The organism is Deinococcus metalli (assembly GCF_014201805.1).
Lineage (GTDB): Bacteria > Deinococcota > Deinococci > Deinococcales > Deinococcaceae > Deinococcus > Deinococcus metalli.
The window spans coordinates 78,666-103,988 of record NZ_JACHFK010000012.1 but is presented as its reverse complement, the minus strand read 5'-3'; the positions used below and the strand labels follow the sequence as shown (position 1 = coordinate 103,988).

General features: G+C 71.3%; 25 protein-coding genes. 11 read left to right on the top strand and 14 right to left on the bottom strand.

What is annotated here, in order from left to right; translation table 11 throughout:
* Positions 1-64 precede the first annotated feature (64 nt).
* From HNQ07_RS19340 to parB, 4 genes are read left to right on the top strand one after another with little or no spacing between them, the layout of a single operon-like run.
* Complete coding sequence (locus tag HNQ07_RS19340; RefSeq protein WP_184114878.1) at positions 65-385, top strand: hypothetical protein; 321 nt, start codon at positions 65-67, stop codon at positions 383-385.
* The gene (rsmG, locus tag HNQ07_RS19335) at positions 382-1,119 is read left to right on the top strand and encodes a 16S rRNA (guanine(527)-N(7))-methyltransferase RsmG (RefSeq protein ID WP_184114876.1); all 738 of its coding nucleotides are present in this window, start codon (positions 382-384) and stop codon (positions 1,117-1,119) included. The genes HNQ07_RS19340 and rsmG overlap by 4 nt, the downstream gene beginning before the upstream one ends.
* A gap of 10 nt (positions 1,120-1,129) precedes the next feature.
* The gene (locus HNQ07_RS19330) at positions 1,130-1,879 is read left to right on the top strand and encodes a ParA family protein (RefSeq protein WP_184114874.1); all 750 of its coding nucleotides are present in this window, start codon (positions 1,130-1,132) and stop codon (positions 1,877-1,879) included.
* Positions 1,863-2,699 carry a ParB/RepB/Spo0J family partition protein ParB gene (gene parB / locus HNQ07_RS19325; RefSeq protein ID WP_184114872.1) on the top strand — a complete coding sequence of 279 codons (837 nt, stop codon included), beginning with the start codon at positions 1,863-1,865 and terminating at the stop codon, positions 2,697-2,699. The genes HNQ07_RS19330 and parB overlap by 17 nt, the downstream gene beginning before the upstream one ends.
* 66 nt (positions 2,700-2,765) lie before the next feature.
* On the opposite strand, the gene HNQ07_RS19320 is transcribed toward parB, so the two are convergent.
* The 5 genes from HNQ07_RS19320 to HNQ07_RS24475 form a co-directional block, all read right to left on the bottom strand.
* Positions 2,766-4,163, bottom strand: coding sequence for a VanW family protein (locus tag HNQ07_RS19320; protein WP_184114870.1), 1,398 nt, complete (start codon positions 4,161-4,163; stop codon positions 2,766-2,768).
* A 51-nt stretch (positions 4,164-4,214) separates the two neighbouring features.
* Entirely contained in the window at positions 4,215-5,213 is a 999-nt protein-coding gene (locus HNQ07_RS19315) for a YpdA family putative bacillithiol disulfide reductase (RefSeq protein ID WP_184114868.1), read from the bottom strand.
* Between the two features lie 63 nt (positions 5,214-5,276).
* Positions 5,277-6,161 (bottom strand): AraC family transcriptional regulator, encoded by an 885-nt coding sequence (locus HNQ07_RS19310; RefSeq protein ID WP_184114866.1) that lies wholly within the window; start codon positions 6,159-6,161, stop codon positions 5,277-5,279.
* A 106-nt stretch (positions 6,162-6,267) separates the two neighbouring features.
* The gene (locus HNQ07_RS19305; protein WP_184114864.1) at positions 6,268-7,503 is read right to left on the bottom strand and encodes an MFS transporter; all 1,236 of its coding nucleotides are present in this window, start codon (positions 7,501-7,503) and stop codon (positions 6,268-6,270) included.
* A 61-nt stretch (positions 7,504-7,564) separates the two neighbouring features.
* Positions 7,565-8,416 carry an AraC family transcriptional regulator gene (locus HNQ07_RS24475; RefSeq protein ID WP_268245906.1) on the bottom strand — a complete coding sequence of 284 codons (852 nt, stop codon included), beginning with the start codon at positions 8,414-8,416 and terminating at the stop codon, positions 7,565-7,567.
* A 140-nt stretch (positions 8,417-8,556) separates the two neighbouring features.
* Here HNQ07_RS24475 and fumC point away from each other — a divergent pair, with 140 nt between their 5' ends.
* Entirely contained in the window at positions 8,557-9,951 is a 1,395-nt protein-coding gene (gene fumC / locus HNQ07_RS19295) for a class II fumarate hydratase (RefSeq protein ID WP_184114860.1), read from the top strand.
* Between the two features lie 56 nt (positions 9,952-10,007).
* Here fumC and HNQ07_RS19290 read toward each other — a convergent pair whose 3' ends face one another.
* Positions 10,008-10,706: a hypothetical protein gene (locus tag HNQ07_RS19290; RefSeq protein ID WP_184114858.1), complete on the bottom strand. Its 699-nt coding sequence runs from the start codon at positions 10,704-10,706 to the stop codon at positions 10,008-10,010.
* Positions 10,707-10,804: 98 nt separating this feature from the next.
* Between HNQ07_RS19290 and HNQ07_RS19285 the strand changes: the two genes are divergently transcribed.
* Both HNQ07_RS19285 and HNQ07_RS19280 read left to right on the top strand, forming a co-directional pair.
* Positions 10,805-11,149: a hypothetical protein gene (locus HNQ07_RS19285; protein WP_184114856.1), complete on the top strand. Its 345-nt coding sequence runs from the start codon at positions 10,805-10,807 to the stop codon at positions 11,147-11,149.
* Positions 11,146-11,613 carry an SRPBCC family protein gene (locus HNQ07_RS19280; RefSeq protein ID WP_184114854.1) on the top strand — a complete coding sequence of 156 codons (468 nt, stop codon included), beginning with the start codon at positions 11,146-11,148 and terminating at the stop codon, positions 11,611-11,613. Before HNQ07_RS19285 ends, HNQ07_RS19280 begins: the two co-directional genes overlap by 4 nt.
* Here the strand turns inward: HNQ07_RS19280 and HNQ07_RS19275 are convergent.
* Both HNQ07_RS19275 and HNQ07_RS19270 read right to left on the bottom strand, forming a co-directional pair.
* Complete coding sequence (locus HNQ07_RS19275) at positions 11,605-12,021, bottom strand: IS1 family transposase (RefSeq protein ID WP_184114852.1); 417 nt, start codon at positions 12,019-12,021, stop codon at positions 11,605-11,607. The two genes, HNQ07_RS19280 and HNQ07_RS19275, sit on opposite strands and share 9 nt — an antisense overlap.
* Complete coding sequence (locus HNQ07_RS19270; RefSeq protein ID WP_184114850.1) at positions 12,018-12,326, bottom strand: IS1/IS1595 family N-terminal zinc-binding domain-containing protein; 309 nt, start codon at positions 12,324-12,326, stop codon at positions 12,018-12,020. Before HNQ07_RS19270 ends, HNQ07_RS19275 begins: the two co-directional genes overlap by 4 nt.
* A 352-nt stretch (positions 12,327-12,678) precedes the next feature.
* Between HNQ07_RS19270 and ddrC the strand changes: the two genes are divergently transcribed.
* From ddrC to HNQ07_RS19250, 4 genes are all read left to right on the top strand, one after another.
* The gene (gene ddrC, locus HNQ07_RS19265) at positions 12,679-13,374 is read left to right on the top strand and encodes a DNA damage response protein DdrC (protein WP_184114848.1); all 696 of its coding nucleotides are present in this window, start codon (positions 12,679-12,681) and stop codon (positions 13,372-13,374) included.
* A 76-nt stretch (positions 13,375-13,450) separates the two neighbouring features.
* Complete coding sequence (locus HNQ07_RS19260; protein ID WP_184114846.1) at positions 13,451-14,500, top strand: LptF/LptG family permease; 1,050 nt, start codon at positions 13,451-13,453, stop codon at positions 14,498-14,500.
* Positions 14,501-14,510: 10 nt separating this feature from the next.
* Complete coding sequence (locus HNQ07_RS19255) at positions 14,511-15,623, top strand: LptF/LptG family permease (protein WP_184114844.1); 1,113 nt, start codon at positions 14,511-14,513, stop codon at positions 15,621-15,623.
* A 108-nt stretch (positions 15,624-15,731) separates the two neighbouring features.
* On the top strand, positions 15,732-17,138 hold the full coding sequence (locus HNQ07_RS19250) for a class I SAM-dependent methyltransferase (RefSeq protein WP_184114842.1): 1,407 nt from the start codon (positions 15,732-15,734) through the stop codon (positions 17,136-17,138).
* Here HNQ07_RS19250 and pta read toward each other — a convergent pair.
* Genes pta through HNQ07_RS19220 form a run of 6 tightly spaced genes read right to left on the bottom strand, consistent with a single transcriptional unit; the run spans position 17,113 to position 25,270 of the window.
* Positions 17,113-19,251 (bottom strand): phosphate acetyltransferase, encoded by a 2,139-nt coding sequence (pta, locus tag HNQ07_RS19245; RefSeq protein ID WP_184114840.1) that lies wholly within the window; start codon positions 19,249-19,251, stop codon positions 17,113-17,115. The genes HNQ07_RS19250 and pta overlap by 26 nt on opposite strands.
* Before the next feature lie 22 nt (positions 19,252-19,273).
* On the bottom strand, positions 19,274-20,455 hold the full coding sequence (locus tag HNQ07_RS19240; RefSeq protein WP_184114838.1) for an acetate kinase: 1,182 nt from the start codon (positions 20,453-20,455) through the stop codon (positions 19,274-19,276).
* Positions 20,456-20,482: 27 nt separating this feature from the next.
* Entirely contained in the window at positions 20,483-20,926 is a 444-nt protein-coding gene (gene tsaE / locus HNQ07_RS19235; RefSeq protein WP_184114836.1) for a tRNA (adenosine(37)-N6)-threonylcarbamoyltransferase complex ATPase subunit type 1 TsaE, read from the bottom strand.
* Between the two features lie 56 nt (positions 20,927-20,982).
* Positions 20,983-22,956 (bottom strand): coiled-coil domain-containing protein, encoded by a 1,974-nt coding sequence (locus HNQ07_RS19230; RefSeq protein ID WP_308430887.1) that lies wholly within the window; start codon positions 22,954-22,956, stop codon positions 20,983-20,985.
* On the bottom strand, positions 22,953-24,548 hold the full coding sequence (locus HNQ07_RS19225) for a hypothetical protein (RefSeq protein ID WP_184114829.1): 1,596 nt from the start codon (positions 24,546-24,548) through the stop codon (positions 22,953-22,955). The genes HNQ07_RS19230 and HNQ07_RS19225 overlap by 4 nt, the downstream gene beginning before the upstream one ends.
* Positions 24,545-25,270 (bottom strand): roadblock/LC7 domain-containing protein, encoded by a 726-nt coding sequence (locus tag HNQ07_RS19220; RefSeq protein WP_184114828.1) that lies wholly within the window; start codon positions 25,268-25,270, stop codon positions 24,545-24,547. The genes HNQ07_RS19225 and HNQ07_RS19220 overlap by 4 nt, the downstream gene beginning before the upstream one ends.
* Positions 25,271-25,323: the final 53 nt, after the last annotated feature.

The window sequence follows — 25,323 nt, the reverse complement described above, 5'->3', positions numbered from 1 at the left end:
AACAGCTCGCGTCTTGACGCTCCGCATGTTTCACGGGAAACTTGACGGTGAAACAGGAGGGAGTATGGAGGCATTCGAGACGGGCCTGCTGGTGGGCATCCTGATCGGTGAGGGCCATTTCGGCGGCGACGGCAAGCAGCCGCAGATCACGGTGCGGATGCACACGCGGCATGAAGCGCTGTTCCACCGACTCGTCGATCTGGTGCCGGGCTCGAAACTGTACGGGCCGTATCAGCACGGTGGCCGGTCGTACTACCAGTGGATGGTGCGCGGCCCGCTGCTGCGCGACACGGTGGTGCCACTGCTGGACGCCCTGCCGCTGGCCGAGATTGACACCCACGCCTACGAGCGCTATAGCGACATGAAGGCGCGGTACCACCTGTGACGCCGGAAGGAAGCGCCCTGCTGCGCCGCGGCCTGAACGCGCTGCGACTCGGTGCCACAGACGATCAGATGGCGCTGTTTGCTCGGCTTCTTGATCTGTTGCAGGAAGGCAACGAGCGCGTGAACCTCACGGCGCTGAAAACGGAGGAGGACATCGTCCTGAAGCACTTCGTGGACTCGGCGTCGTGCTTGAACGGCGGTCATCTGGATGGTGACCTGCGGGTGGTTGACATCGGCACCGGTGCGGGCTTTCCGTCGTTGCCGCTGGCGATCCTGCGGCCGGAGCTGCGGATCACGCCGCTCGACTCGATCCGCAAGAAGGTGGACTTCGTGCGCGCAACGGCGCAGGCGCTGGGCCTCGACACCGTCCACCCGATGGTGGGCCGCGCGGAGACGCTGGGCCGCAGTCCTGAGCACCGGCAGCGCTACGACCGGGTGGTGGTGCGTGCGGTGGCCGCCCTCCCGATCCTGATGGAACTCGCGTTGCCGCTGCTGGCCGAGGGCGGGCTGCTCGTCGCGCAGAAGGGCGCCATTACCGAGGAGGAACTCGACGCGGGGGCGAACGCGGCGGCCGAGGTCGGGGGCGAGGTGGAGGAGGCGACGCCGTTCCTGCTGCCGGTGCTGGGCGACGCCCGGACGCTGGTGGTGGTGCGCAAGGTGCGAGCCACCCCGGCGCGCTACCCCAGACGCGAGGGTGTGCCGACCCAGCAGCCGCTATTCTGGAGGGCGAAGTGACGGTGACTCCTTGAAAGCCCTCGGAATCGTGAACCAGAAAGGTGGCGTCGGCAAGACCACGACGGCCGTCAACCTCGCCGCCTACCTGGCGGCGGGTGGGCGGCGCGTGCTGCTGCTGGACATGGATCCGCAGGGCAACGCCACCAGCGGTCTGGGCCTGCGCGGCGCTGAGCACGGCCTGTACGAGGCGCTGGGCGATCCGTCCCGGACAGCCGAGTACAGCCGCACGACTGCCCAGCCGGGGCTGGACGTCCTGCCGTCGACGCCGGATCTGGCTGGGGCGGGCGTCGAACTGGCCGACGACCCGGACGCCCTGGGCCGCCTGCTGGCGAGCGTCCGCGACTATGACCTCGTGATCGTGGACGCCCCGCCCAGCCTGGGGCCGCTGACGGTGAACGTGCTGGCCGCCGTGGACGCCCTGCTGATCCCGCTCCAGGCCGAGTACTACGCGCTGGAGGGGCTGGCCGGCCTGATGGAGACGGTGGAGCGGGTGCAGGGGGGGCTGAACCCGCGCCTGAAGGTGCTGGGTGTGGTACTGACGATGTTCGACGGCCGCACCAACCTGTCGCAGGAAGTCGAGACGATGGTGCGCCAGCACTTCGGGGAACTCGTGTTCTGGTCCGTGGTGCCGCGCAACGTCCGCCTCTCGGAAGCCCCCAGTTACGCCAAGCCCATCAACGCCTTCGCGCCGCTATCGAGTGGCGCGGCGTCGTACAAGCGCTTGGCCGAGGAGGTGCTGCAACGTGTCGAAAAAATCTAGTCTCGGGCGCGGCCTGGACGCGCTGCTGGCGCGCCCGGCGGCCGAGGCGACCGGTCCCCAGGTGCAGACTCTGAAGATCGACCGGATCGTGCAGGCGGCGTACCAGCCCCGTCAGGTGTTCGAGTCCGGCGCGCTCGCCGAACTCGCCCAGAGCATCCGCGAGAAGGGGGTGCTGCAACCGCTGCTCGTGCGGCCGCGCGGCGACGCCTTCGAGATCGTGGCCGGCGAGCGCCGCTGGCGCGCCAGCCAGCTCGCTGGACTCACCGAGCTGCCGGTCATCATCCGCGACCTGGCAGATCGGGACGCGCTGGAAATTGCAATCGTTGAGAACCTCCAGCGTGAGGACCTGGGGCCGCTGGAAGAAGCGCGCGCGTACCAGGCGCTGCTGGACCACGGCCTGAACCAGGAGGGCGTGGCGCAGGCGGTCGGCAAGGGCCGCAGCACCGTCGCCAACGCGCTACGCCTGCTCAGCCTGCCGGCCCCGGCCCTCGGTGCGCTCGAAGCCGGGGAGATCAGCGCCGGCCACGCGCGCGCGATCCTGGCGCAGCCGGAGGGAGACCGGCTGTGGGCCCTGGAGCAGATCCGTGCCCGGAGCCTGAACGTCCGCGAGTCCGAGGGCCTGAAGCGCGAGGCGCGGACGCCCCAGCCCGTGAAGGTCAACCCGCCCCGCGCCTACCGGCAGGTGGAGCTTGACCTCAGCCGCCGCACCGGCACCCGCGTGAAAATCATCGGGGCCGATAAGGGGCGCGTGGAGCTGAATTATGCCAGCCGTGAGGAACTCGACCGGATTCTCGAACTGCTCGGTTACAGCGCGGAGTAGCGCCGTCCCCATAGGGCAGGGGAGAGGCGTCACGGCCTCTCCCCTCACTGCTGTGTGCTGGCCCGGTTAGCGGCGCGTGCCCACCAGGTAGATGTTCGGCCACGGGCGGTACGACGAGCGCAGCACGTCCTGCTTGAAGGCCTTGCCATTCTTCACGAACGACCGCGTGACCTCGATCACCGCGCCCGGCGCGGCCCAGTCCACCTGCCGACGCTGCCCGCTCGCCAGCGTCGGGTCCGGAAGCAGGCGGTCGGCGGGCGAGGGCGTGGTCTTCAGCGTGCGCGGCGTGCCGAGTTCCACAGTGAAATCGCGCGCCTTACCGAACACGCTGACGCTCAGGCGGGACTGCGCATCGTCCCACTCGGTCTGGAACCATAGGGCGCCGCCGGTGTCGTTGCGGAACTTCAGGTCCAGGGACGGCTGGTAGATGGTGGCGTCCAGGCCCTGCGGATCGTAGTAGTGCACCTGGTACGAGTGATTCTGGCGTTGCAGCACCGGCAGTCCCGCGCCGTACAGCGCGCGGAAGACGGTGCTGCTCACCTGGCAGATGCCGCCGCCCACGCCGTTCGCGGTGCGCTCACCGGCGATCACCAGCCCCGTCACGAAGCCGGTCTGCGTCGTCACCGGGCCGACCAGTTCGTTGAACGACACGGTGGAGGCATCCACTAGCCGGTCCTTGAAATGCCCCGCCCCGACGTGGATGTTCGTCACGCGGGCTGGACTGCTGCCGTAGTAGTTGGTCTCGCCGGTGTTCAGCAGCGTGGTGATGCCGCGGCTGCGGAAGTATTCCAGCGTGCGCGCGGGCGCGGTCTGGCCGGTGACGACCACCGCCGCCTTCACGCCCTGCGGGGCCGTCAGGGCAGCCAGCACGTTCCGGCGCGTGGCCGCCAGGTCGATGGTCAGGCCGTTGCGCTGCACGACGGCCCAGCCGTCCCACTGTTCCTCGAACCGCGCGTCCTGCGGCTTGAGCGGCAGCGAGGCCACGAAGGCGGTCAGGTCAGCGTCCAGGCTGGCCGTGATCACGCCGCGTTGCCGCAGCTGCGCGGCCCGCGCGCCGGGAATGGTCAGCGTGCGCGAGTACGGCACGGTCGTGACCTTGCCGTCCACCAGCGCGGGCCATGTGCTGTCCACGGTGATCAGCAGCGGCGCCGTGCTGATGGGCGGTGTCGCCTCCACCTGCGGGGTGGGGGCAGGCGGGGTCGGCTGCGGCGCCGGCGTGGGCACCAGCGGCGGCGGAGTCGGCACTGGCGTTCCTCCGGCCGGCGGCAGCTCGGTGGGCGGCGTGACCACCGGCGTCTCGGGGGGCGGGGGGGTCTCGACCGGAGCGTCCTGGGGCGGAGCGCCGGGTGCCGGCTCCGGCGCCGTTTCCGGGGGCAGCGCCGGGATGACGGGAGCCTGCGCCTGCGCCAGTCCGGCGTGCAGGATCAGGCCGAGGCTCAGGGCCAGCAGCGGGCGAAACGTCATACGGCGGAGTATTTCATGCCCCACTGACGGCGCGGTGAGCGCCGGGCCGCTTCAGCGCGCCGCTTCGGCGGCCGGCACGAGGTCACGGGCGATCGCCGCGACCGCGTGGTCCGCGTGGAAACGGCCGTTCTCGATGAACACCTGGTTCGTCCTGCCGGCAAAGCCCGCGCTGCCCACCACGTACACGCCCGGCACGCTGCTCTCGTAGTCCGCGCTGAGCACCAGGCACCCGTCCGGCTGCGTGGCGAGCCCCAGGTCCGACACGAACGACAGGTCCGGGCGGTACCCGGTCAGGGCGAAGGTGAAGTGCGTGGGCAATTCGAAAGTGGTGCCGTCCTTGCGCTGCACCAGCACGGCGTCCTGGCCGATCTCCACGACCCGCGAATTGAAGTGCGCGGCGATGCTGCCTTCCTTGATACGGTTTTCCAGGTCCGGACGCACCCAGTACTTGATGGTGCTCTTGAGTTCCGGGGCACGCACGACCATGGTGACCCGCGCGCCGCCGCGCCACAGGTCCAGGGCCGCGTCGGCGGCGGAGTTGCCGGCGCCGATCACGGTCACGTCCAGGCCCAGGAAGGGGTGCGCCTCGGTGTAGTAGTGGCTGACGTTCTCGCCGTCCTCGCCGGGAATGCCGAGGGCGAGGGGGTTGTCGTAGTAGCCGGTGGCCACGATCACGCGCCGCGCCTCCACCACGCCCGGCGTGCCGTCGCGTTTCTCGACGGCCACCGTGAAGCCCGCCGGCGCCGCGTGTACGTGCGTGACTTCGGTGTACTGCTCGACGTTCAGCGCCTCGCGCTGCGTGACCAGCCGGTAGTACATCAGGGCGTCGCGGCGGTCCGGCTTGTCGTGCCCGGTCACCATCGGGTGGTTGCCGATCTCGAGTTCCGGCGCGGTCGTGAAGAATGTCATGTACGTCGGGTACTCGAAGATCGCGTTGACGACGCAGCCCTTCTCCAGCACCACGTAGGTCAGGCCCGCGCGTTTGCAGGCGATGGCGGCGGCCAGCCCCACCGGGCCGGCACCGACGATGGCGACATCCACCAGGGTCATGACCGGCATTGTGTCAAAGCCCGGGGCGGCCGACTGCGTGGGCGGCACGGTGAGGCCGCGCCGTCACCCGGTGAGACGGGTCGAGGCGGGGCCGCCCAGGTCCATGAGGTCCGAGAACGTGCCGGTCGGGTCGGGAATGGTCCACTCGGCCTCGGGGCCACGTTCGCCGCGGCGCCGGGCCGTCATGCGGGCGAAGGCGCCCGGCGTCATGCTGCTCAGCGCGCGAAATTCCCGCGTCAGGTGGGCCTGGTCGGCGAAGCCCAGGTCGTAGGCGAGGTCCGTGAGGAGCTGATCCGGGTGGCCCCACAGGCGGTTGTGGACTTCCTCGAAGCGGATCAGGCGGGCCAGCGTCTTGGCGTTCACGCCCACCTGCTGCACGAACTGCCGCTCGAGCTGCCGGGGGCTGACGTTCAGCTCGTCGGCCAGCGTACCGATCCTGGCGGTGCCCAGGCTGAGGTACAGCTGCGCCGCCGCGTGCACGGCCTTGCCCGGCTCCCGGGCGCCCAACGTCCACCGCGACAGCAGCCACGCGTCCAGCCGCTCGCGCGCTCCGGTCCAGTCGTTCAGGGCGAGCAGCGCGCAGATCTCTGCACTGACCTGCGGGAAACGGACGCTGAGGTCGATCTCGCGCTCGCCGGCGTCCCAGTCCAGCAGCTGCCGCGCGCCCCACGGGTACAGTTCCGCGCCCAGCGCCCGCGTGAGCCCCACCGACACCACCCGCTGCGGCGCGAGGCTCAGGCCGTACAGCGTGGCGTCCGGCATACGCTGCGGCGTGGCGCCGCGCTCGAAGGTCTGGAAGGACGCTCCGGCGTAGAACGTGACCCGCACCGTGCGTTCCGGCATGAACAGGTGTTCCTGCTGGTCCACGTCGTGGTAGTCCTCGACCTGCCAGTACGTGCGCACCAGCCCGCGCAGCCGGGCATCCGGGGGGAATTCGCGGTACGCCATGCGTCACTGTGGCATCCGGGTGACCCGCCGCACATCCGCCATCCGGCCGGGGAGGGGAGCGCGGCGACGCGCCGGACGGTGAGGTCCGGCCCGCTTCGTCGTCCGGTCAGCCCGCGGCCTCGACCTCGTGGTGCGGCGTGGCGGGCGTGCGGCTGCCCGTCAGTACGGCCAGGGCGACCAGCACCATCGCGGCGCCGGCGGCGTACGTGGCGCCGGGGCCCAAGCGGGAGTACAGCGCGCCGCCCGCCAGCGGCCCGGCGATCTGCGACAGCGACCCGAACGCCTGCGAGCCGCCCTGCACGCGGCCCTGCGCGTCGTCCGGCGCGGAGATGGAGAGCAGCGTGCCCAGCGCGGCGTTGAAGATGCCCTCGCCCGTGGCGAACAGCAGCACGCCGACGTACGCCAGCGGCGCGGCGGCCAGCACGGGCAGCAGCGCGAGGCACACCAGCCCCGTGGCGCCCAGGCCCAGGCCCAGCTGCGCGACGCCGCGTTCGCCCAGCCACCGGATCAGGTGCGGCAGCAAGAAGCCCTGCGCGATGATGTCCGCCACGCCCACCACGATGAACAGCGTGCTGACCTGCCCCGGACCCCAGCCGAGCACGTCGCGGGCGAGCAGCGCGTTACTGACACCCATGATGGAGAAGGGCACGATGAACAGCACGCTGACGGTCACGAGGCGGCGGATCACGGGGTATGCCAGGACGCCGCGGAGCTGTAGCAGCGGGTTCAGGTGCGCGGCGGTAAAGGGCGTGCGCTCACTGCGGGCCGGGCGGGTCTCGCGCATGGCGAGCGCGCCCCACACGGTGTTCAGCACGCACACCGCGGCGGCGGCGTACATGGGGGCGCTCAGGCTGAGGTGCGACAGCAGGCCGCCGATGGCCGGGCCGATGATGAAGCCCGCGCCGACGGTCGCGCCGATCTGGCCGAAGACCTTCCCGCGTTCCTCCCGGCTGGTGTGGTCGGCGATGTACCCGAACAGGGCGCTCATGCCGCCCGCGGTCAGGCCGTCAATGGCGCGGCCCAGGAACAGGATCCACAGGCTGCCACCGATGCCGAACAGCACGTAGCCCACCGCCGAGCCGAGCAGGCTGACGAGCAGCACTGGCCGGCGCCCGTAGGCGTCGCTGAGCGCGCCCATGACGGGTGCGGAGAAGAACGACAGCAGCGCGAACACGGCGGTGAGTGCGCCGATCACGCCCGCCTGACGGGGCACGTCCGGCACGTACTGCATCACGATGAAGGGCAGCACGGGAAACACCAGCGTCATCCCGATGGAGAACAGGAACGCGGTGGTCAGCAGGAAGAGGAGCGGCGGGGCGGTCCGGGGGGCAGGCTCGGTCATGCTGAGAGGCTAGGCGTGACGTGGGCCGGCCAGCTTGAAGAAAACCGACAGCGCGGGGCCGTTACAGGCGGCCCTCGCCGGGCAACGCGGGCAGCACCACGCGCGGGTCGGCCTGGGAGGACGGGTCCGGGTCGCGCGGCCGCCGGGCGCTCAGGGTGGCGTAGGTGCCGGGGGTCAGGCCCGCCAGGGCGCGGAACTCGCGGGTCAGGTGGGCCTGGTCGGCGAAGCCCAGGTCGTAGGCCAGGGCGGCCAGCGGGGTCTGCGGGTCGTGCGACAGGGCGTTGTGCGCCGACTCGAAGCGGATCAGGCGCGCCAGGGTCTTCGCGCCGATCCCGACCTCTTGGGCGAACTGCCGCTCCAGCGTGCGGGCGCTCAGGCCCAGGTCATCGGCCAGGTCACCCACCCGGCGCTGTCCGCCGCTGTGGTAGAGCTGCACGGCCGCCTGCACGCCGGCGCCGGGCGGGCGGCCCTGCGCGGTCAGCCGGCGCCGCAGCCAGCTGTCCAGCAGACCCACTGCCGTGTCGTCGTCATGTGCGGTCAGGGCCGCCATGATGCCGCGCGCCGCCGGCACGGCGTCCGGCCCCGCCGCGCCCGAGAGCAGGTCCAGCGACCCGTCCGGGTAGCTCCAGCCGAACAGCTGCCGCGCCGCCCACGGGTACAGTTCCGCCCGCAGCGCCCGCACCGGCCCCTCCGAGAGCACGTGCGCGGGCGTGACGACCAGGCCGTCCAGCGTCGCCCGCGGCAGGGGCGTCCGCACCCCTCCGGGGCCGAGCGCCCACGAGCGCCCCGCGTGGAAGGTCAGGTGCGCGGTGTGCTCGGGCAGGAACACGTGCTGCTCGGCGCGCGGATGGTCCTCGACCAGCAGCCAGTACACCTGCACCAGCCCCGTCAGGGCCGGGGAGGGCGGAAGCACGCGGCGGGCCACGGCTCCACTGTGGCAGACGGCGTCTGCGGCCGCCTCCACCGAACGGTCGGGGGCGGACGTCGCTTTTCTTCAAGACAGGACCCGCCGCCGCGCCGGGGGTCTCGCCCGCGCCTATACACTGGAGCGTCATGACGAACACCCGTAAAGAGTCCGACACGATGGGCACGCTGGACGTGGACGCCAGCCGCTACTGGGGCGCCCAGACGGAGCGGAGCATCCACAACTTCCCGATCGGCCGCGACACCTTCGTGTGGGGCCGCCCGGTCATCCGCGCGCTGGGCATCCTGAAAAAGGGAGCGGCGCAGGCGAACGCGGATCTGGGCGAACTGCCGCGCGACATCGCCGACCTGATCGTGCAGGCGGCCGACGAGGTGATCGCCGGGACGCTCGACGACCACTTCCCGCTGGTGGTCTTCCAGACCGGCTCGGGCACCCAGAGCAACATGAACGCCAACGAGGTGATCTCCAACCGCGCCATCGAGATCGCGGGCGGCGAGCTGGGCTCGAAGAAGCCCGTGCACCCCAACGACCACGTCAACCGCGGCCAGAGCAGCAACGACACCTTCCCGACCGCCATGCACATCGCGGTGGTGCTGGAGCTGAACGAGCGGTTGTACGGCGCGGTGGGCACCCTGCGGAACACGCTGGACGCCAAGGCGAAGGCCTACGCCGGGCTGGTCAAGGTGGGCCGCACGCACCTCCAGGACGCCACGCCCATCACGCTGGGGCAGGAGATCGGCGGCTGGGTCGCGCAGCTCGACTACGCGCTTGAGCAGGTGCGGCACGCGGGTGAGGGCCTGCTCGACCTCGCCATCGGCGGCACGGCGGTCGGCACCGGCCTGAACGCCCACCCGCAGTTCGGCGATCTGGCCGCGCAGAAGTACAGCGAGGAGACCGGCTTCGCGTTCCGCTCGGCCGAGAACAAATTTGCGGCCCTCAGCGCCCACGACGCCCTGGTGCAGACCTCGGCCGCGCTGCGCACCCTGGCCGGCGCGCTGATGAAGATGGCAAACGACGTCCGCTGGCTGGCGAGCGGCCCCCGCAACGGCATCGGCGAGATCACCATTCCCGAGAACGAGCCCGGCAGCTCCATCATGCCCGGCAAGGTGAACCCCACCCAGAGCGAGGCCATGACCATGGTCGCCACCCGCGTGTTCGGGAACGACGCCACCGTCGCCTTCGCCGGCAGCCAGGGCAACTTCCAGCTGAACGTGTTCAAGCCGGTGATGGTGCACGCCGTGCTGGAGAGCGTCCGCCTGATCAGCGACGCGTGCCTCGCCTTCAACGACAACTGCGCGGTAGGCATCGAACCGAACGTCGAGCGGATCGAGCACAACCTCTCGGTCAACCTGATGCAGGTCACCGCCCTGAACAAGCACATCGGCTACGACAAGGCCGCCGCCATCGCCAAGAAGGCCCACAAGGAGGGCAGCAGTCTCCGGGACGCCGCCCTTGCCCTGGGCTACGTCACCGAGGACGAGTTCGCGCAGTGGGTCGTCCCGCTCGACATGACGCACAACTGAACGCGGGGGAGGGGAGAGGGGCGGCGCCGGGTCTGGGCCGCCCCTCCGCTTCGGGGTCAGTTCGTTTCAGGGATGTAGTGCAGCGAGGTGCCGCTATCCAGACTGAAGGCGAAGGTCCCGGCCGCGAAGTCGACCGTGACCAGCAGCATGTTCCAGCCCTTCTTGAACGGCAGGTCGAGCGAGATCGTGATCTTGGAGCTGCACTTCAGCGAGCCGCTGACCGTGTCGTCCTGCGTGACGAAGACCGGGACGTGGCGGGTGCTGACGAATTCCGAGCCTTTCGGGGTGATGGTCACCTCGTTCAGCGCCACCCCGCCCTGGTTCGAGGCGAAGTCCGCGCCGGTCACGAGCAGCGCCTGCGTGCCCGGCGCGGATTCGGTCACGGTGGACAGACACGACGAGGACAGGTCGCCGATCACCTGCGGCGCGGCCTTCGGGGACAGGTTCGTCTTGGCAACGATGCCGCCGGCACTGCCCGGCAGGCTCACGCTGCCCATCCCCAGGGCGTTGACGCTGGCCGTGGCGATCACCGGGCCGGGCACGCTGGTGTTCGTGGTGTCCAGGCCCCGCAGCGTCAGTGTGCCGGCCCCGTAGGTCCACGCGGAGTTCCCCAGCGCCCCTTCCTCCAGCGCGAAACTCAGCGTGGTGCCGGGAATGGCCGCCGGGGTCGGTGTGCCCGCACCACTGCTCCCGCACGCGCTCAGCAGGGCACACACGAGGACGAGCAGCGCAGCGGACCGCAGGTGTCGGTTCATGACCGCAGGGTGCGCCGGGCGGCGTTGCGCGGGCGTTGCGTGCATCCGCCACGCGACCTGACGCACCGCGCGGCGGCCGGCAGGTCTACCGTGTGGGAATGAACCAGACCATCACCCTGGGCGGTGGCGGCACCAGTGCCGGCGTGCTGGCCGCCGCCACGATCCTGGCGTACGGCGTGTGGGTCGGTCGGCGCGATCTGGGCGTGCGCGCCATGTGGGGCGTGCTGCTGACGGTGGCGGCCACGACCATGGTGCCGTACGTGGTGCCGATCACGGCGCTGGGCGTCTTCCTCGGAGCCGTGCCAGGCAGGGCGCCCACGGCGGTGATCGCCGCGCTGCTGGGCATTGGCACCACCGCACTGGCGTTCGTGCCGCTGTACGTCGCCGTGAACTGGCTGGAGGTCATCCGGCGCGAGACCCGTGCGAGGACCCCGCTGGCATGACGGCTGGAACGCCCCGCGAAGCCGTGCGGCGGGAGATCCTCCTGCCCGTCGCACCGGCCCTGGTGTGGCCGGCGATCGTCACCCCGCAGCGCATGGCCGGCTGGATGGCCGACTTCCCGCTGCACATCGCCGTGACCTGGACGGTCGGCGCGTCCCTGCACATGACCGGCGACCTGCATGGCGTGCCCTTCGAGAACCGCGGCACGGTGCTGGAGGTGGTGCCGGTGCGCCTTGTGCGCTTCACGTATTGGACGTCCCTGTCCGGCCGCCCCTACACCGGGGCGGACCTCCCCGTGGTGCAGTTTACCCTCACGCCCGAGGGAGACGGCACGCGGCTGGAGGTCTCCCATGGCAACGTCCCGGCCGGGCCCGAGCGCCAGCACCTGCCGTTCTACTGGAACGCCGCGCTGCTGAAACTGGGCGACGTCCTGCTTGGAAGCACTGGGTCGTGGCATTCAAGATAATGACGTGTTGTAGCGGTGAAGAAAGAGCCAGACGAGGGTTTCGAGGGTGGTCTGCTGACGGCTAAAGGACAGGGATTGACGCACCAGATGGGCCAATCTCAGGCGTAATGTGGCGCCATCGCGTTCGATGTGCTGGGTACCGCCGATCCGGTGCAACGCACCGAAGACTACGCCGCGATAGAAGCGCAAACCATCGGTGTGACACACCGCGTCAAGGTAGGGCGCTGGGATGCTCTGCCACAATCCGAATGCGCCAGGCGCGTCTCGTTGGCCAATGAAGCAGCCGACGATACGTCGGGTGGCCCGATCCATCGCCAACCAAATCCAGCGTGGGCGGTCATGGCGACCGACAAAGGTGCATAACTCATCGCACTCCAGCACCAGCGTCGCTGGTGCTGGAGTGCTCATTGTTTTTTTGCGGAGTCGTCAACGAGCTCAAAGCCGTGCTGCACGATGCCGTGCAGCTTCATCAAATGGCGACGGAACCAAGAACGACTCACCCCAGTCACGCGGCAGATGCCTCGATGCGAGATGCGTTCGCTCAGCAAACGATCCACCAGTTCCTCTGTTTCGGCCGAAATGCGATGGTGCGGAGGATGGATGGTGAATTGATGCCCGCAGACCCGGCACAAGTAGCGTTGTCTCCCGGTGTGAGCATGACCATTCTTGACGGTGTAGACGCCACCGCACGCGGTGCAGGGTGGAGCATTCATACTCCATTGAACTCCTGTCATGCCTTTGAATCCACGACCAAGCACTGGATAGATTTGACGGATCGTGAATACCGCGCTATAGTTTCGGACATCACCGCCCGCTGGGCGGCTTTTTTATTGCCCGCTGACCCAGAGCGTCCTGTCGGGTCCGGTGACCCCCCGCCGGGCGTGGACAGAACGCCGCTGCGGACAGCGCCGGCGAGTCGGTTCAATCCACGGATGATCCGGCGATGAGTGGGCTTGCGACGCCTTCTCGAAACCCTGTCTGAGACGTCGATTATTGCCTTTTGAGTGTGAAGACAGAGTCAGCTTCCGATTATGCTATTGGCATAATTCATGCTAAGATATTCGCATGAAGAACGCTCCGTTGACCCTTGAATTCGGCACCGTCCGGCTGCCCATCAGCGCCGACGGACTCCTCCATGCTCCCACCGCCCTGAGCCAGCTCGGCGTGGCCGACCGCGAGTGGAATGCCCTGGCCCAGGAACACGACCTCGGCGCCGAGCCGCGCGACTTCGGCGTCGGGCCGGAACCCACCCTGAGCGTGCCGGACTTCGCGCGGCTGGCCTTCACGCTGGACACGCCTCAGGCCAGGCGCTGGCGCAAACGCGCCCAGGACCTGCTGGTGCGCGCCATGCAGGGCGACGTCCGGCTGGCCGCCCAGGTCGCCGAACGCAACCCCGATCCCGAGGCGAGGCGCTGGCTGACCGCCCGCCTGGAGAGCACCCACGCCCGCCGCGAACTGATGAGCACCGTCGCCCGGCACGGCGGCGAGGGCAACGTGTACGGCCAACTCGGTTCGATCAGCAACCGCAGCGTGCTCGGCACGGACTCCGCGACCATCCGCCGCGAGCGCGGCGTGAAACAGACCCGCGACGGCCTGAGCAGCACCGAACTGCTGCGCCTGGCCTACCTGGACACCGCCACCGCCCGCGCCATCCAGGAGAAGGGCGCACAGGGCAACGACGCCATCCTGAAACTCCACCAGTTCGTCGCGCGGCGCGAGCGGCTGGGCTGGGAAACGCCGCTGCCGACCCAGGCAGGCTGACACTCACGCTCACGTTCCAGGGGCCGGGAGACACTCCCCGGCCCCGTCCTCATGCCGGGCCGCTAGAATCCGGCGCGTGCCGCTGCTCACCCGCTCCGTCCTGAAGGAGGTTCTCCGCTGGTATGGAGCCGGCATCGCGCTGTTCATGATCCTGCAGATGACCGACGCGCTGAGCAGCACCGTCTCGAATCTGATCTCCTACCACGCGCCTTTCGGCAAGGCGGCCTTCGCGTTTCTGAGTATCCTGCCCAGCTTCCTGAACAAGGCGCTGGTGATGGCCGTGGCGTTCGCCATCTTGCTGGCGTTCTCGCGCATGCAGCAGGACAGCGAACTCAAGGCGATCAGCGCAGGCGGCATCCGGCCGTTGAATCTGGTGTGGCCGCTCGCGCTGCCCTTCGCGGTGGTGGGCGCGCTGGCCTTCTTCAACGCGGACCGGCTGGTGCCGGCCGGGCTGGACGTGTGGTTCAACAAGGCGTGGTACGACATCTACGACAGCCCGCCGCCCGCGCCGCAGCAGGACAAGTACACCTACGCCCCGCCCGGCGCGCTGTACTACGCCGGCCGCGTGACCACGGACAGCGGCAGCGCCAGCGTCGCGCAGCTCCAGGGCGTGATGGTGCAGCGCGGCGACGAGACCATCACGGCCAGCAGCGGCACGTGGGACACTGCCGGGCGCACGTGGACGCTTCAGGACGCGTGGATCGTGCGGCCCGGCCAGGACCCCGTGCACCGGTCCACGCCGTTGGTGCTGCCGCAGGGCGACACGCTGGAACCGCCCGTACAGGACTCGCGGCAGCTGGTGACGTCCGACCTGCGCCGCGTCCTGGCGAGCGGCACGCTGGATGACACCCAGCGCCGCGACTACACCTTCCAGCTCGCCACGCGCTACGCCGATCCGCTGACCGCGCTGGTGTTCGCCGCCGCGGCCGGCGTGCTGGGCCTGCTGATCCGCAACCGCGCCGCTGCCTTTGCCAGCGTGGTCGTGTTCATCGCGGCGTTCTACGTGCTGTGGACGACCGTGCCCAGCCTGGCGCGCGCCGGGGCCATGGATCCCACGCTGGCGGCGTGGCTGCCGAACGCGGTGTTCCTGCTGCTGGCCGGCGCGCTCGCGTGGCGGCTGCGGTGAGGACGCCGGCGTGAGGGTCAAACGCTTCGAAGCGTACGTACTGAACGAGATCCTGCCGCTGCTCTTCGGGGCGCTGGCGGTGGTGATCCTGCTGCTGGTCCTCGCGCTGCTGTCGGACGTGATCGCGCCTCTGCTCGCCAAGGGCGCCGACCCGCTGCTGGTCGCCCGCGCGGTCGCCCTGAACATCCCTGAGGCGACCGCGACCGCGCTCCCCATCGCGCTGATGTTCGCCACGCTGCTGGGCCTGTCGCGCCTGTCGGCGGATTCGGAGATCAAGGGCGCGCTGGCCAGCGGCATTCCCGCCACCCGCCTGTTCCGCCCGGTGCTGGGTCTCGGCCTGGCTGTGACGGTCCTTGCCTTCGCACTGGGCGAGGGCGTCGTGCCGCGCGCCAAGGTCGAGGACCGCAAGGTCAAGCAGCGCATCGTGTTCGACAACCCGCGTGTGATCGGGCTGGACGGCCAGGGTCCGGGCAGACAGACCGTGGTGCTGCGGGACGCGCTGGACCGCGCGATCTCGGTCGGCCAGATCCTGCCGGGCGGCGAACTGCGCGACCTGCGGATCGTGGCGATGCAGCCGGGCCTGCCGCCCCGCGAGGTCATCACCGCGCGCAGCGGGCGCCTGCGGCCCGGCAGCAATGTGCTGGAACTCCAGGGCGGGCAGCGCATCACGTACCAGGACGGCCGGCCCCTGACGGTCCTCAGCTTCCAGACCGGCACGCTGCCGGTGCAGGACGTGCAGGCCGACCTGGACACCAGCGGCGGCGCGCAGAGGGCCATCGACACGCCGCTGCCGGAGCTGCTGGCGCGCACCCGGGCGTACCGGCAGCAGGGCGTGCAGGCCCCCGCCGACTTCACGGCGCTGCACCTGAAGTTCGCGCAGCCGCTCGCGGCGCTGGCCCTGGCGTTCTTCGCGGCGGCGCTGGCGGTGTTCAGTTTCCGCACCGGCCGCAACCTGGGTCTGGTGTGGGCGCTGCTGCTGAGCTTCGCGTACTACGCGACCGGCAGCGTGTTCCGCGTGATGGGCGAGAAGGGCGCACTGGCGGCTGTGCCCGCCGCCTACGCCGCCGACGTGATCGCGGTGGTGGCGGGCATCAGCCTGCTGTGGCTCGCCCGGCGCCGCTGACTCCAGGCCCACAGCAGCTGACCGGGCTTCACGCAACGCTCAACTCGGCCTTAACGCAAAACGTCTGCTGCGTCCCGATTCACGGCCCGCACCGTCCTACCGTGGCGTATGACGAGTGAACCCGCTCCCGCCGCCCGGGCCCGGGCGCACCGCGGCGCGCCGCGTACCCTGCTCGTGGTGGCCGGGGTGGCCGCCGGAGTCGCCGCCCGCCGGGCGCTGCGGCCACCTCCCGGTGAGGCCGACCGGAAGGCCGTGACGCTGGACATCCTGAACGTGCTGCTGCCCACGCGGCGCACCTTCGACGTGCGGTTCTGGGACGGCACGGTGCTGCCCGCCGCGCAGCAGCCCGCCCGCGCCACCCTGGTGCTGAACCACGAGTACTCGCTGGGCCGCATGCTGCGCTTCCCGCTCGACGTCTCGGTCGGCGAGGCGTACCTGCGCGGCGACTTCGACGTCGAGGGCGATCTGGGCAGCGTGGCCGCGCTGGGCGACGACCTCGAACTCACGCCCACCACGCTGTTGCGGCTGCTGCCGCTGCTGCCCGCCCTGCGCCGTGCCGGGGCCGGCGCGCCCGAACCGGTCGGCATCACTGCGAAGCTGGATGGTCCCACGCACTCGCGCGAACGCGACCAGCAGGCGGTCCAGTACCACTATGACGTCTCGAACGACTTCTACAGGCTGTGGCTGGACGCGCGCATGGTGTACTCCTGCGCGTACTTCCCGACCGGCACCGAGACGCTGGACGAGGCCCAGACGGCGAAACTCGAGTACCTCTGCCGCAAGCTGCGCCTGACGCCCGGCGAGCGTCTGCTGGACATCGGCTGCGGGTGGGGCGGCCTGGCTATATACGCCGCGCAGCACTTCGGCGTGCGGGTGCTGGGCGTCACGCTGTCCGGGGCACAGCTGCACGAGGGCCGGGCGCGCGTGAAGGCCGCTGGCGTGGAGGACCTCGTCACGCTGGACCTGCGCGACTACCGCGACGTGCTGGGCGGCAGCGAGGGCACATTCGACAAGATCTCCAGCGTCGGCATGGCCGAACACGTCGGCACGAAGAACCTGCCCACCTACTTCCGCACCGCGTACGCCGCCCTGAAACCCGGCGGCCTGATGATGAACCACGCCATCGGCGCGCCGCCCCACCAGCGGACCCTGCCGCAGTGGGTGGAGGGCGGCAACTTCGCCGGCAAGTACGTCTTCCCGGACGGGGAACTCCAGCCCATCTGGCAGACCCTGAAGGTCGCCACCGAGGCCGGCTTCGAGGCCCGGGACGTCGAGAACCTGCGCGAGCACTACGCCCGGACGCTGCGCTGCTGGGCCGACAACCTGGACGCCCACGCCGAGGACGCCCGCGCCGTGCTGGGTGAGCAGCGCTTCCGGCTGTGGCGGCTGTACCTGAACGCCTGTGTGCCCGCCTTCCAGCGCGGCAACCTGCACCTGTACCAGAGCCTGCTGGCCAAACCCGACGCGCAGCAGCGCGCCCACGTGCCCCTCAGCCGGGCTGATCTGTACCGCTGACGGCCGCCTGGGTCTGCGTCGCCTGGATCGCGGTCAGGGCGATGGTGTACACGATGTCGTCCACCAGCGCGCCGCGCGACAGGTCGTTCACGGGCTTGCGCAGGCCCTGGAGCATCGGTCCCACCGCGACCACCCCGGCGGCGCGCTGCACGGCCTTGTAGGTGGTGTTGCCGGTGTTCAGGTCGGGGAAGATGAACACGGTCGCGCGCCCGGCCACCGGGCTGTCCGGCGCCTTGGAGAGCCCCACCGAGAGCACGGCGGCGGCGTCGTACTGGAGCGGCCCGTCCACGCTGATGTCGGGGCGCTGCTGCCGCACGAGCGCGGTCGCGGCCTTCACCTTCTCGACGTCCTCGCCGCTGCCGGACTCGCCGGTGGAGTAGCTGAGCATGGCGACCCGGGGCGTGATCCCGAAGGCGCGGGCGCTGTCGGCCGACTGGATGGCGATGTCCGCGAGTTCCTCGGCGTTCGGGTTGGGGTTGATGGCGGCGTCGCCGTACACCAGCACCTGTTCGGGCATCAGCATGAAGAACACGCTGCTCACCAGCGACGCGCCCGGCGCGGTCTTGATGAGCTGCAGGGCCGGCCGCACGGTGTTCGCGGTGGTGTGCACCGCGCCCGATACCAGGCCGTCCACCTCGCCCAGCGCGAGCATCATGGTGCCCAGCACCACGCTGTCCTCGAGCTGCGCCAGGGCCTGCGGAGCGGTCAGGCCCTTGGCCTTTCGCAGCTCCACCATGGGGGCCACGTAGCGCTCGCGCACGGTGTCCGGGTCGATGATCTCCAGGCCGTCCGGCACGCTCAGGCCCTGGCCCTGCGCGACCTGGGCCACGCGCTCGGGGCGGGCGAGCAGCACGCAGCGCGCGATGCCCTTTTCGGTGCAGCGGATCGCGGCCTGCACGGTGCGCGGCTCGTCGCCCTCGGGCAGCACGATGCGTTTGGCGGCGGCGCGGGCGCGCAGGATCAGTTCGTGGCGGAACGCGCTGGGCGGCAGGCGGCGCTCGGCGTCCGGGCGGGCGCGCAGCCGCGACGTGAGCGGCAGCGTGTCCAGCCGGTCCGCGATGAAGTCCAGCATGCGCTCCATGCGCTCCGGGTCGTCGTGCGGCACGCGCGGGCTCAGGCGCGACAGGGCGGACGCCGTGTGGAAGGAGTTGGTGCCCACGCGCATGACCGGCAGGTCGCTGGGCACGCCGGGCCGGCCCAGTGCGGCGGCGCACAGCTGGGTGATGCTGTCCTCCGGCACGCTGTCCGACGTGAGCATCAGGCCGGCCAGCGGAACCCCGCTGAGGTGCGACAGCGCGGCGGCCATCACGACGTCCTCGCGGTCGCCGGGCGTGACGACCAGCGCGCCGGGCCCCAGCAGGTGCGCCATCTTCGGCACGCTGCGCGCCGTGACGACGGTGCTCGTCACGCGGCGCACCCGGGCCTCGCCCTCGTTGAGCCACGCTGCGCCCAGCGCGCGGGCGACGTCCAGCGTGCGCGGGGACTGCAGGTCCGGCGACAGCGCCACCACGCCCAGCAGCGGCAACTCGCCCCGCGCGATCAGCGGACTGCGCGACCGAAGTTCCGACAGCAGCGCGCCGTAATCCAGGCCTGCCGGAGCGAAGTTCAGGACATACCCGGCCAGGCCGCTGCCGTCGCTGCGGCGGTGCTGGCCCGCGGCGATCTCCAGTTCGTCCACCAGTTCCGCCGCGCCCACGCCCGACAGAGAGGACACCAGCACCGAGTCCGCGCCCAGGTTGCGGGCCAGCGCGGCGTTCAGCGCGCCCGCGTAGGCGTTGCGCTCGTTCAGCGCGAGGCCCTCGACGACCAGCACGTCCACGCCGGGCCCCGCCGCGTGCTGCGCCAGGGCGATGACCTCCTCCATCAGGTCTTCCTGCCCGCCGTGGCTCAGGAGGTCCTCGGCGCGGGCCAGCGGGATCGGTTCGGGCGGGGTCAGGTGAGCGACCGTGCGCGCGAAGTGCACGGAATCGTCCTGGGTCGTCTCGTAGGTCTGCGCGATGGGTTTGAGGAAGGCGGCGCGCAGGCCCTGGCGTTCCAGGGCGCGGGCGAGGCCCAGCGCGGTGCTGCTCAGGCCCACGCCGTTGCGGGTCGGGGCGATCAGGAGGGTCTGCATGCGGTCTCCTCGGGGAACGCGGTCATGCGCCCAGCGTGCGGGCAGTTTCGCGGGCGATCATGAGTTCCTCGTTGGTGTTCACGACCAGCGCGAGCAGGCGGCCCGGCGCGCTGATCACGCCCGGCGTGCCGCGCACCGCGCGGGCGTTGGCGGCGTCGTCCACGCCCGCGTTCAGCACGCCCAGGCGGGCCAGGGTGGCGGCCCGCACCGGCACGGAATTCTCGCCGATGCCGCCGGTGAAGACCAGCGCGTCCACGCGCCCCAGCGCGGCGGCCATGCTGGCCACGCCCTTGGCCAGCCGGTACACGAACACGTCCAGCGCCAGCCGCGCGCCCGCGTGCCCGCGCCCGGCGGCGGCCTCCAGTTCGCGCAGGTCGTTGCTGACCCCGCTGAGGCCCGCCAGGCCGCTCTCGCGGTTCAGGGCGGCCGTCACCTGGTCCAGGCTGAGGCCCGCCTGCCGGGCGATGAAGTCGTGCAGGCCCGGGTCGACGTCGCCGCTGCGGGTGCCCATCACCAGGCCCTCCAGTGGCGTGAGGCCCATGCTGGTGTCCACCGAGCGGCCGCCCTGCACCGCGCACACCGAGCAGCCGTTGCCCAGGTGCGCGGTGACCACGTTCAGCTCGGCCAGCGGGCGCTCCAGCATCGCCGCGGCCTCCTGCGCCACGTAGGCGTGCGACGTGCCGTGGAAGCCGTAGCGCCGCACGGCGTGCTGCCGGTACCATGCGTCCGGCACCGCGTAGCGGTACGCGACTTCTGGCATGGTCTGGTGGAACGCGGTGTCGAACACCGCCACCTGCGGCAGGCCCGGAAACGCCGCGCGCGCCGCCTCGATGCCCGCGACGTTCGCCGGATTGTGCAGCGGCGCCAGCGCCGAGCACGCCCGGATGGCGTCCAGCACCTCGGGCGTGATCAGCGCCGGGGCGCTGAAGGCCTCCCCGCCGTGCACGACGCGGTGCCCGACCGCCCGCACGTCGGCGCGCAGGCCCAGGGCGTCCAGTTCACCGAGCAGGGCGGCGAAGGCCTCCGCATAGCTGCCGGTGCCCAGCGCCAGGACGCGCCGTTCTCCCTGCACGTCCAGCCGGAGCGCCGCGCCCTCCGAGCCGAGCCGTTCGGCCAGCCCGCTCAGGGCCACCCGGCCGTCGCCGGGACTCAGCAGCGCCACCTTCACGCTGCTGCTCCCGCAGTTCAGAATCAGCGTCCACATGCCGCCATTGTTTCAGGTTCGTCGCCCCTACCGCAGGCGCGTGATCCGCCGCTCGTCCCCCGAGGTGTCCACGTGCTCCAGGCGCAGGACGGGCGCGTCCGGCCACTCGGCATACAGGCCCTCGCCCCACTCGATGACGCTCACGCGGCTGCCCTCCACCAGGGCCTCTAAGTCCATCTCGAACAGTTCTGCCACGTCCCGCACGCGGTAGGCGTCCACGTGCAGCACGCCGCCGCCGGGCGTGGGGTAGACGTGCATCAGCGCGTAGGTCGGGCTGGTCACGGTGTCCGTGAAGCCCAGCGCCGCGACCAGGCCCTGCGTCAGCGTGGTCTTGCCGGCGCCGAGTTCGCCCTCTAGAAAGAGGACGCCGCCGGCCGGCAGGGCCGCGGCCAGCGCCGCCCCGAGGTCGCGCTGCGCGCCGTCACCCACCAGCGTCCGCACCTCACCCGGTGCGAGGGGAAAAGCGTTCACGCCGTCAGTATGCCGCCCCCGTCAGCGTGCCGCTCAGGGTATCCGGGCGCCGGGGATCACGCGCCGTCCAGCCACGCGCCCGTGCGCTGGTCCAGCGCGTCCCAGCTCTCGGCGCGGCCCACCCGCCAGCCGCTGCCGGAGCGCCGGGCCGACCACACGCTCAGGGCGTCGGCCATGTCCAGCCGGTTCAGTCCCAGCGCGTCCGCCTGCGTCAGCAGCGCCGCCACGCCAGTCGCGGCCGGATCGGTCGCTCCGCCCGTCACGCGGCCGTCCCGCACGGTCCACGCATCCGCCGGGAGGGCGGCAGGGGCCGGCGCTCCGAACGTCCCCAGGCCCGCGAGCAGGTCGTGGACCGACGCGGGGGCTGGAGGGGCCGGTGGCGCCGGGGGTGTGGCGGGCGGAGCGGGGTCGGCACTTGCGTCCCCGCCCAGGTCGAACACGTCCAGCAGGCCGCTCAGGGCGTCCTCCCCGAAGGTGGACGTGACCTCCTGGGCGGCGCGGAATTCCGCCTTCGCCTCGGCCAGCAGCGCCTCGGCCTCCAGCAGCGACTGCCCGTAGCGCGCCAGCGCGGGCGCGCTCATGCTGCCGAGTCTGCGCTGCGCGCGCAGGCTGTCGGCCAGCCGGCCCAGCTTCTGGGTGGTCTCGCCCGCCAGGTGCCGCAGGGGCGCGTATTCGTCGATCACCACGTCGGCGCGGGCATCGAAGGCGTCGCGTTCCTGGGCGGCGGCGCCCATGTGCCGTTCCAGCAGGGTCCACAGCGGCGCCAGTTCCGGATCGTCACCCTGCGCGAAGCGCGCGCGCGCCTGCGCGAGCAGTGGCTCGAGTTCCGCCATTGCGGCCGGCAGCGCCCGCACCGAACGCTCCAGGTCCAGCAGCTCCTGCTGCGTGGCAAGCCGGCTGCCGTCCACGTGGCCGTCGCCCAGCGTCTCGCTCATGTCGTGCAGTTCCCGCAGCGCGTCGGTCGCCAGATTGCCCAGCGCCAGCGTCTGGCGGGCGGTGTCGAGCAGCACCCGCACGCCCATGGCGAGGTCGCCGGACTCGGTGTGCGGCTGGAGCTGCGCCTCGAGGTTCGCGAAGGCCGCGCGCTGCTCGGTCAGCACCTCGTCGCGGGCCAGCAGCAGTTGCCCGCGCCACTCGCCCACCTCGGCCGTGGTGACGTGGCCCCCTCGCTGCCCGTCCACCAGCTGCGACTGCCGGGCCTGCAGGTCCGGGCGGGCGTCCAGCAGCGGCGCGAAATCCCGCTGCAACGCCGCGAGCTGCTGCGCGGCGTGCTCCTGCTCCAGCGCCAGCACGCGTGCCTGCGCGTCCGGGTCGAGTTCCGGCGGGGGCGCGCCGCTGCCGACCGTCTGCACCACCGACGACTCCAGCAGCTTGCGCAGCGAGAATGTCAGGTTGCGCGCGCGCTCCACCTCGGCGGGCAGCAGCGTGCCCTGCGACTGCGCCTCGTCGATCTGGCCGATCAGGGTCTCCAGGCGCCGCACCTCGCGGCTGCCCATGCCCTGCACCCGCGCGAAGGCCGCGCGCATCTCCGCGAGGTCCTGCGCCTGCGCCACCAGGCTCTCCTGCAAGCGGCGCTCGAGCTGCGCGACGAGGTCCTGCCCTTCTTGCACCAGCGCCGTCACGTCCCGGCCCTGGTGTTCCTCCTGGCGGGCCACGACCAGCAGGCTGCGCAGACGCTGCGTTTCCGGCCAGTCGAAGTACAGCGCGAACTTGCGCGCGCCCTCCTCCACGCCCTGCAGGGAACTCACGGCGGGCGCCGCCGCGCCGCGCTCCTGCGTGGTCTTCATCAGCTCGTTCAGGACGTCCGACACGCGCTTTTTTGCCAGCGGGGCGGGAATGGTCAGCTGCAGGCGCTTGAAGACCTCCTTCTTGAGGATGTCCTCCAGGGTGGGCGCGTCAAGGTCCGCCCAGCTCAGGCCGCGCGCCTCGGACGCGTCCTGCAGGATGCGTTCCAGGGCGCGCGGGGAGACCAGGTCTCCCAGCATCTGCAGGGGAATGCGGTTCAGGCCGGACGGCGCGCCGCCTGTCACAGGTCCTCATCCCATTCCAGGCCGCTCTGCGTGGGGTGGCGCGCCGCGCCGACGCTGCCCATCAGCCCGAACTGCTGGCACAGACCCCGGAAGCCGTACGACATCAGGGCGATCGCCACGGCGCACAGCAGCGCCCACACGGGCAGGCCGTACGCGCCCTGCGACAGCGTGACGTTCGCCGCTCCCCGCAGCGCGCCCGCGCCCGACACGTCGCCCAGCGCGCCCAGCAGGCCGAACACGCCCTCCAGGAACACCGGCAGCAGCAGGAGCCCGGTCCCGACCATCACGGCCCGCCAGTAGGTGTTGCGCGCGCCGAAGGCGAGGTTCAGCAGGTACAGCGGCACGGCCGCCAGCGCGGCCAGCAGCAGGAACACCAGCACGCGCAGCCAGCCGCTGAACGACCGCGCCACGCTGCCCGACACGGCGTCCAGCGTGCTTGGTGCCCGACCTGCCGCGGCCGCTTCCAGGTTCGCGGCCTGCCCGATCAGCGCCTGCACGTCCGACACGCGCAGCGCCGTGCGGGACTGCGCGGCCGTGATGTTGAACACCAGGTCCGTGTACCCGCGCGCGGTGCGCAGCGACGCCGGCACGTCGGCCAGCGCCACGGTCGCGCGCGCCAGTTCCGTGCGGGCCGCCGCGTTGTCGCCGTGCCCGGCCGCCGCGAGGGCGCGGCCCAGCGCCGCGTACAGCGGCGAGGCGTCCGCCGACTGCGTGATTCCGGCCGTCACGGGGGTGCCCGCCACGCTGCTGCGCGCGCTGTCCACCGCCACGGGGGCGCGCACCACCACGGCCGGCGTGGCGTCGCCGCCCGACGCCTGCGGGCGGCGCGTGATCGCGCGCGGTTCCGGCACCAGGCTGGCCACCAGCGCCGACGCGCCCTGACGCAGCACCCCCAGCGAGGCCGCGAGTTCCGTGGTCTGCCCGGACGTCAGCTGCCGCAGCGCGTCCCCGAACTGCGAGACCTTCAGGCCGCTGCTGCCCGCGGTGTCCTGCAGCACGGTAAACCAGCTCGTGGCCCGCGCCAGGCTGACGTACGACGCCGTGGTGCGCTCGGGGCGCGTGGCCTTCAGGGACGACAGCACGCGCGAGGCCGCCGCGCGCTGGAGCCGCCACGCGACCCGCTCCGCGTGCCCGGTCTTGTTCTCCGTCATCACGGCCTTCGTGCCCTCGGGACTGAGGCCGAATTCCCGTGTGAGCAGCTGCAACTGCGCCGTGCCGTTCGCGGGACCGGCCACCAGCTGCGCGAGCGTCTGGTCGTACAGCGCCTTGCGCATCAGGCCGCGCGCCAGCATCACCTGCGCTTCCAGCTCGGCCGGCGTCCTGGCCAGGGCCGCCCGCGCGCTGGACATCGCGTCGTCCAGTCCGGCCGCGAGCTGCCGGTTACGCAGCGTGGGTTTGAGCAGCGTCAGGGCCTGCGTGGCTGCGTCCAGCCGCGCGAGGGCCGCCTGGGCCGACTCGGCGCGCGCCCGCACCGCGCCGTCCAAGTTGCCGGCCAGCTGCCGGTACGCGCCCAGATCCTGTGCGCCGGCGGTGCCCAGCAGCGCCGCGGCCAGCACCGGCACCCGCGCCCACCCGTGAGGAGTCCGGTTCATGCCGCCGCCCTTAAGTGCTGGAGTTCCACAAGTAACCGCCCCACATTGGATTGAGAGTTCACGATGACCGCCACGCAGTGCGCGCCCAGCGGGCGCATGCACACCGTCCGGCCGCCCAGTTCCGCCGACATCAGCCGCAGCCCCCGCTGCTGGAAGAGCAGCGCGCTCGCCGCCACGACCGCGCCCAGTCCGGCCGCGTCCCGGATCGCCCGGACCCGCAGCACCTCGCCGTTCGCGCGGCACACCATCACGCCCTGCACGCCGCTGAGGCGCCCCAGGTTCTGCAGCAGTTCCTCCTGCCCCAGTGGCGAGTCCAGGTCGTACGTCTGCCCCGCCGTGACCAGCGCCGCGTCCGGGTCGTCGAATTCGAAGTCGTTCACGTCCAGGTCGAGCTGGTCCCAGTGCGTCGCCGTGGCGTCCGAGTGTTCCTCCCACGACGCGGACGGGCCCGGCAACGTGAAGAGGGTGGGCGCCTTCACGTCCGCCGCCTCGAGCTGCCGCGACAGCGCCACCAGTTCCCGCCGCGCCCGCTCCGGCGTGAGTACCGGGGACAGGCGTGCGAGCAGCGGCCCCGACAGCACCCGCTGCATGTCCGTGCCCGTCACGGTGTCTTGCGAGAGCCGCAGGTCACGCAGCGCGGTGCGCAGCATGCTCTCGGCCGCCCGGTCCGAGACCAGCTTCCCGAGGGCGCGCGCGATCATGGTGTAAACGGCGTTCGTCATGGACTACCTCAGCCAAGTATAGGAAGTCGCCGCTTACACTTTCCTCTCACCGT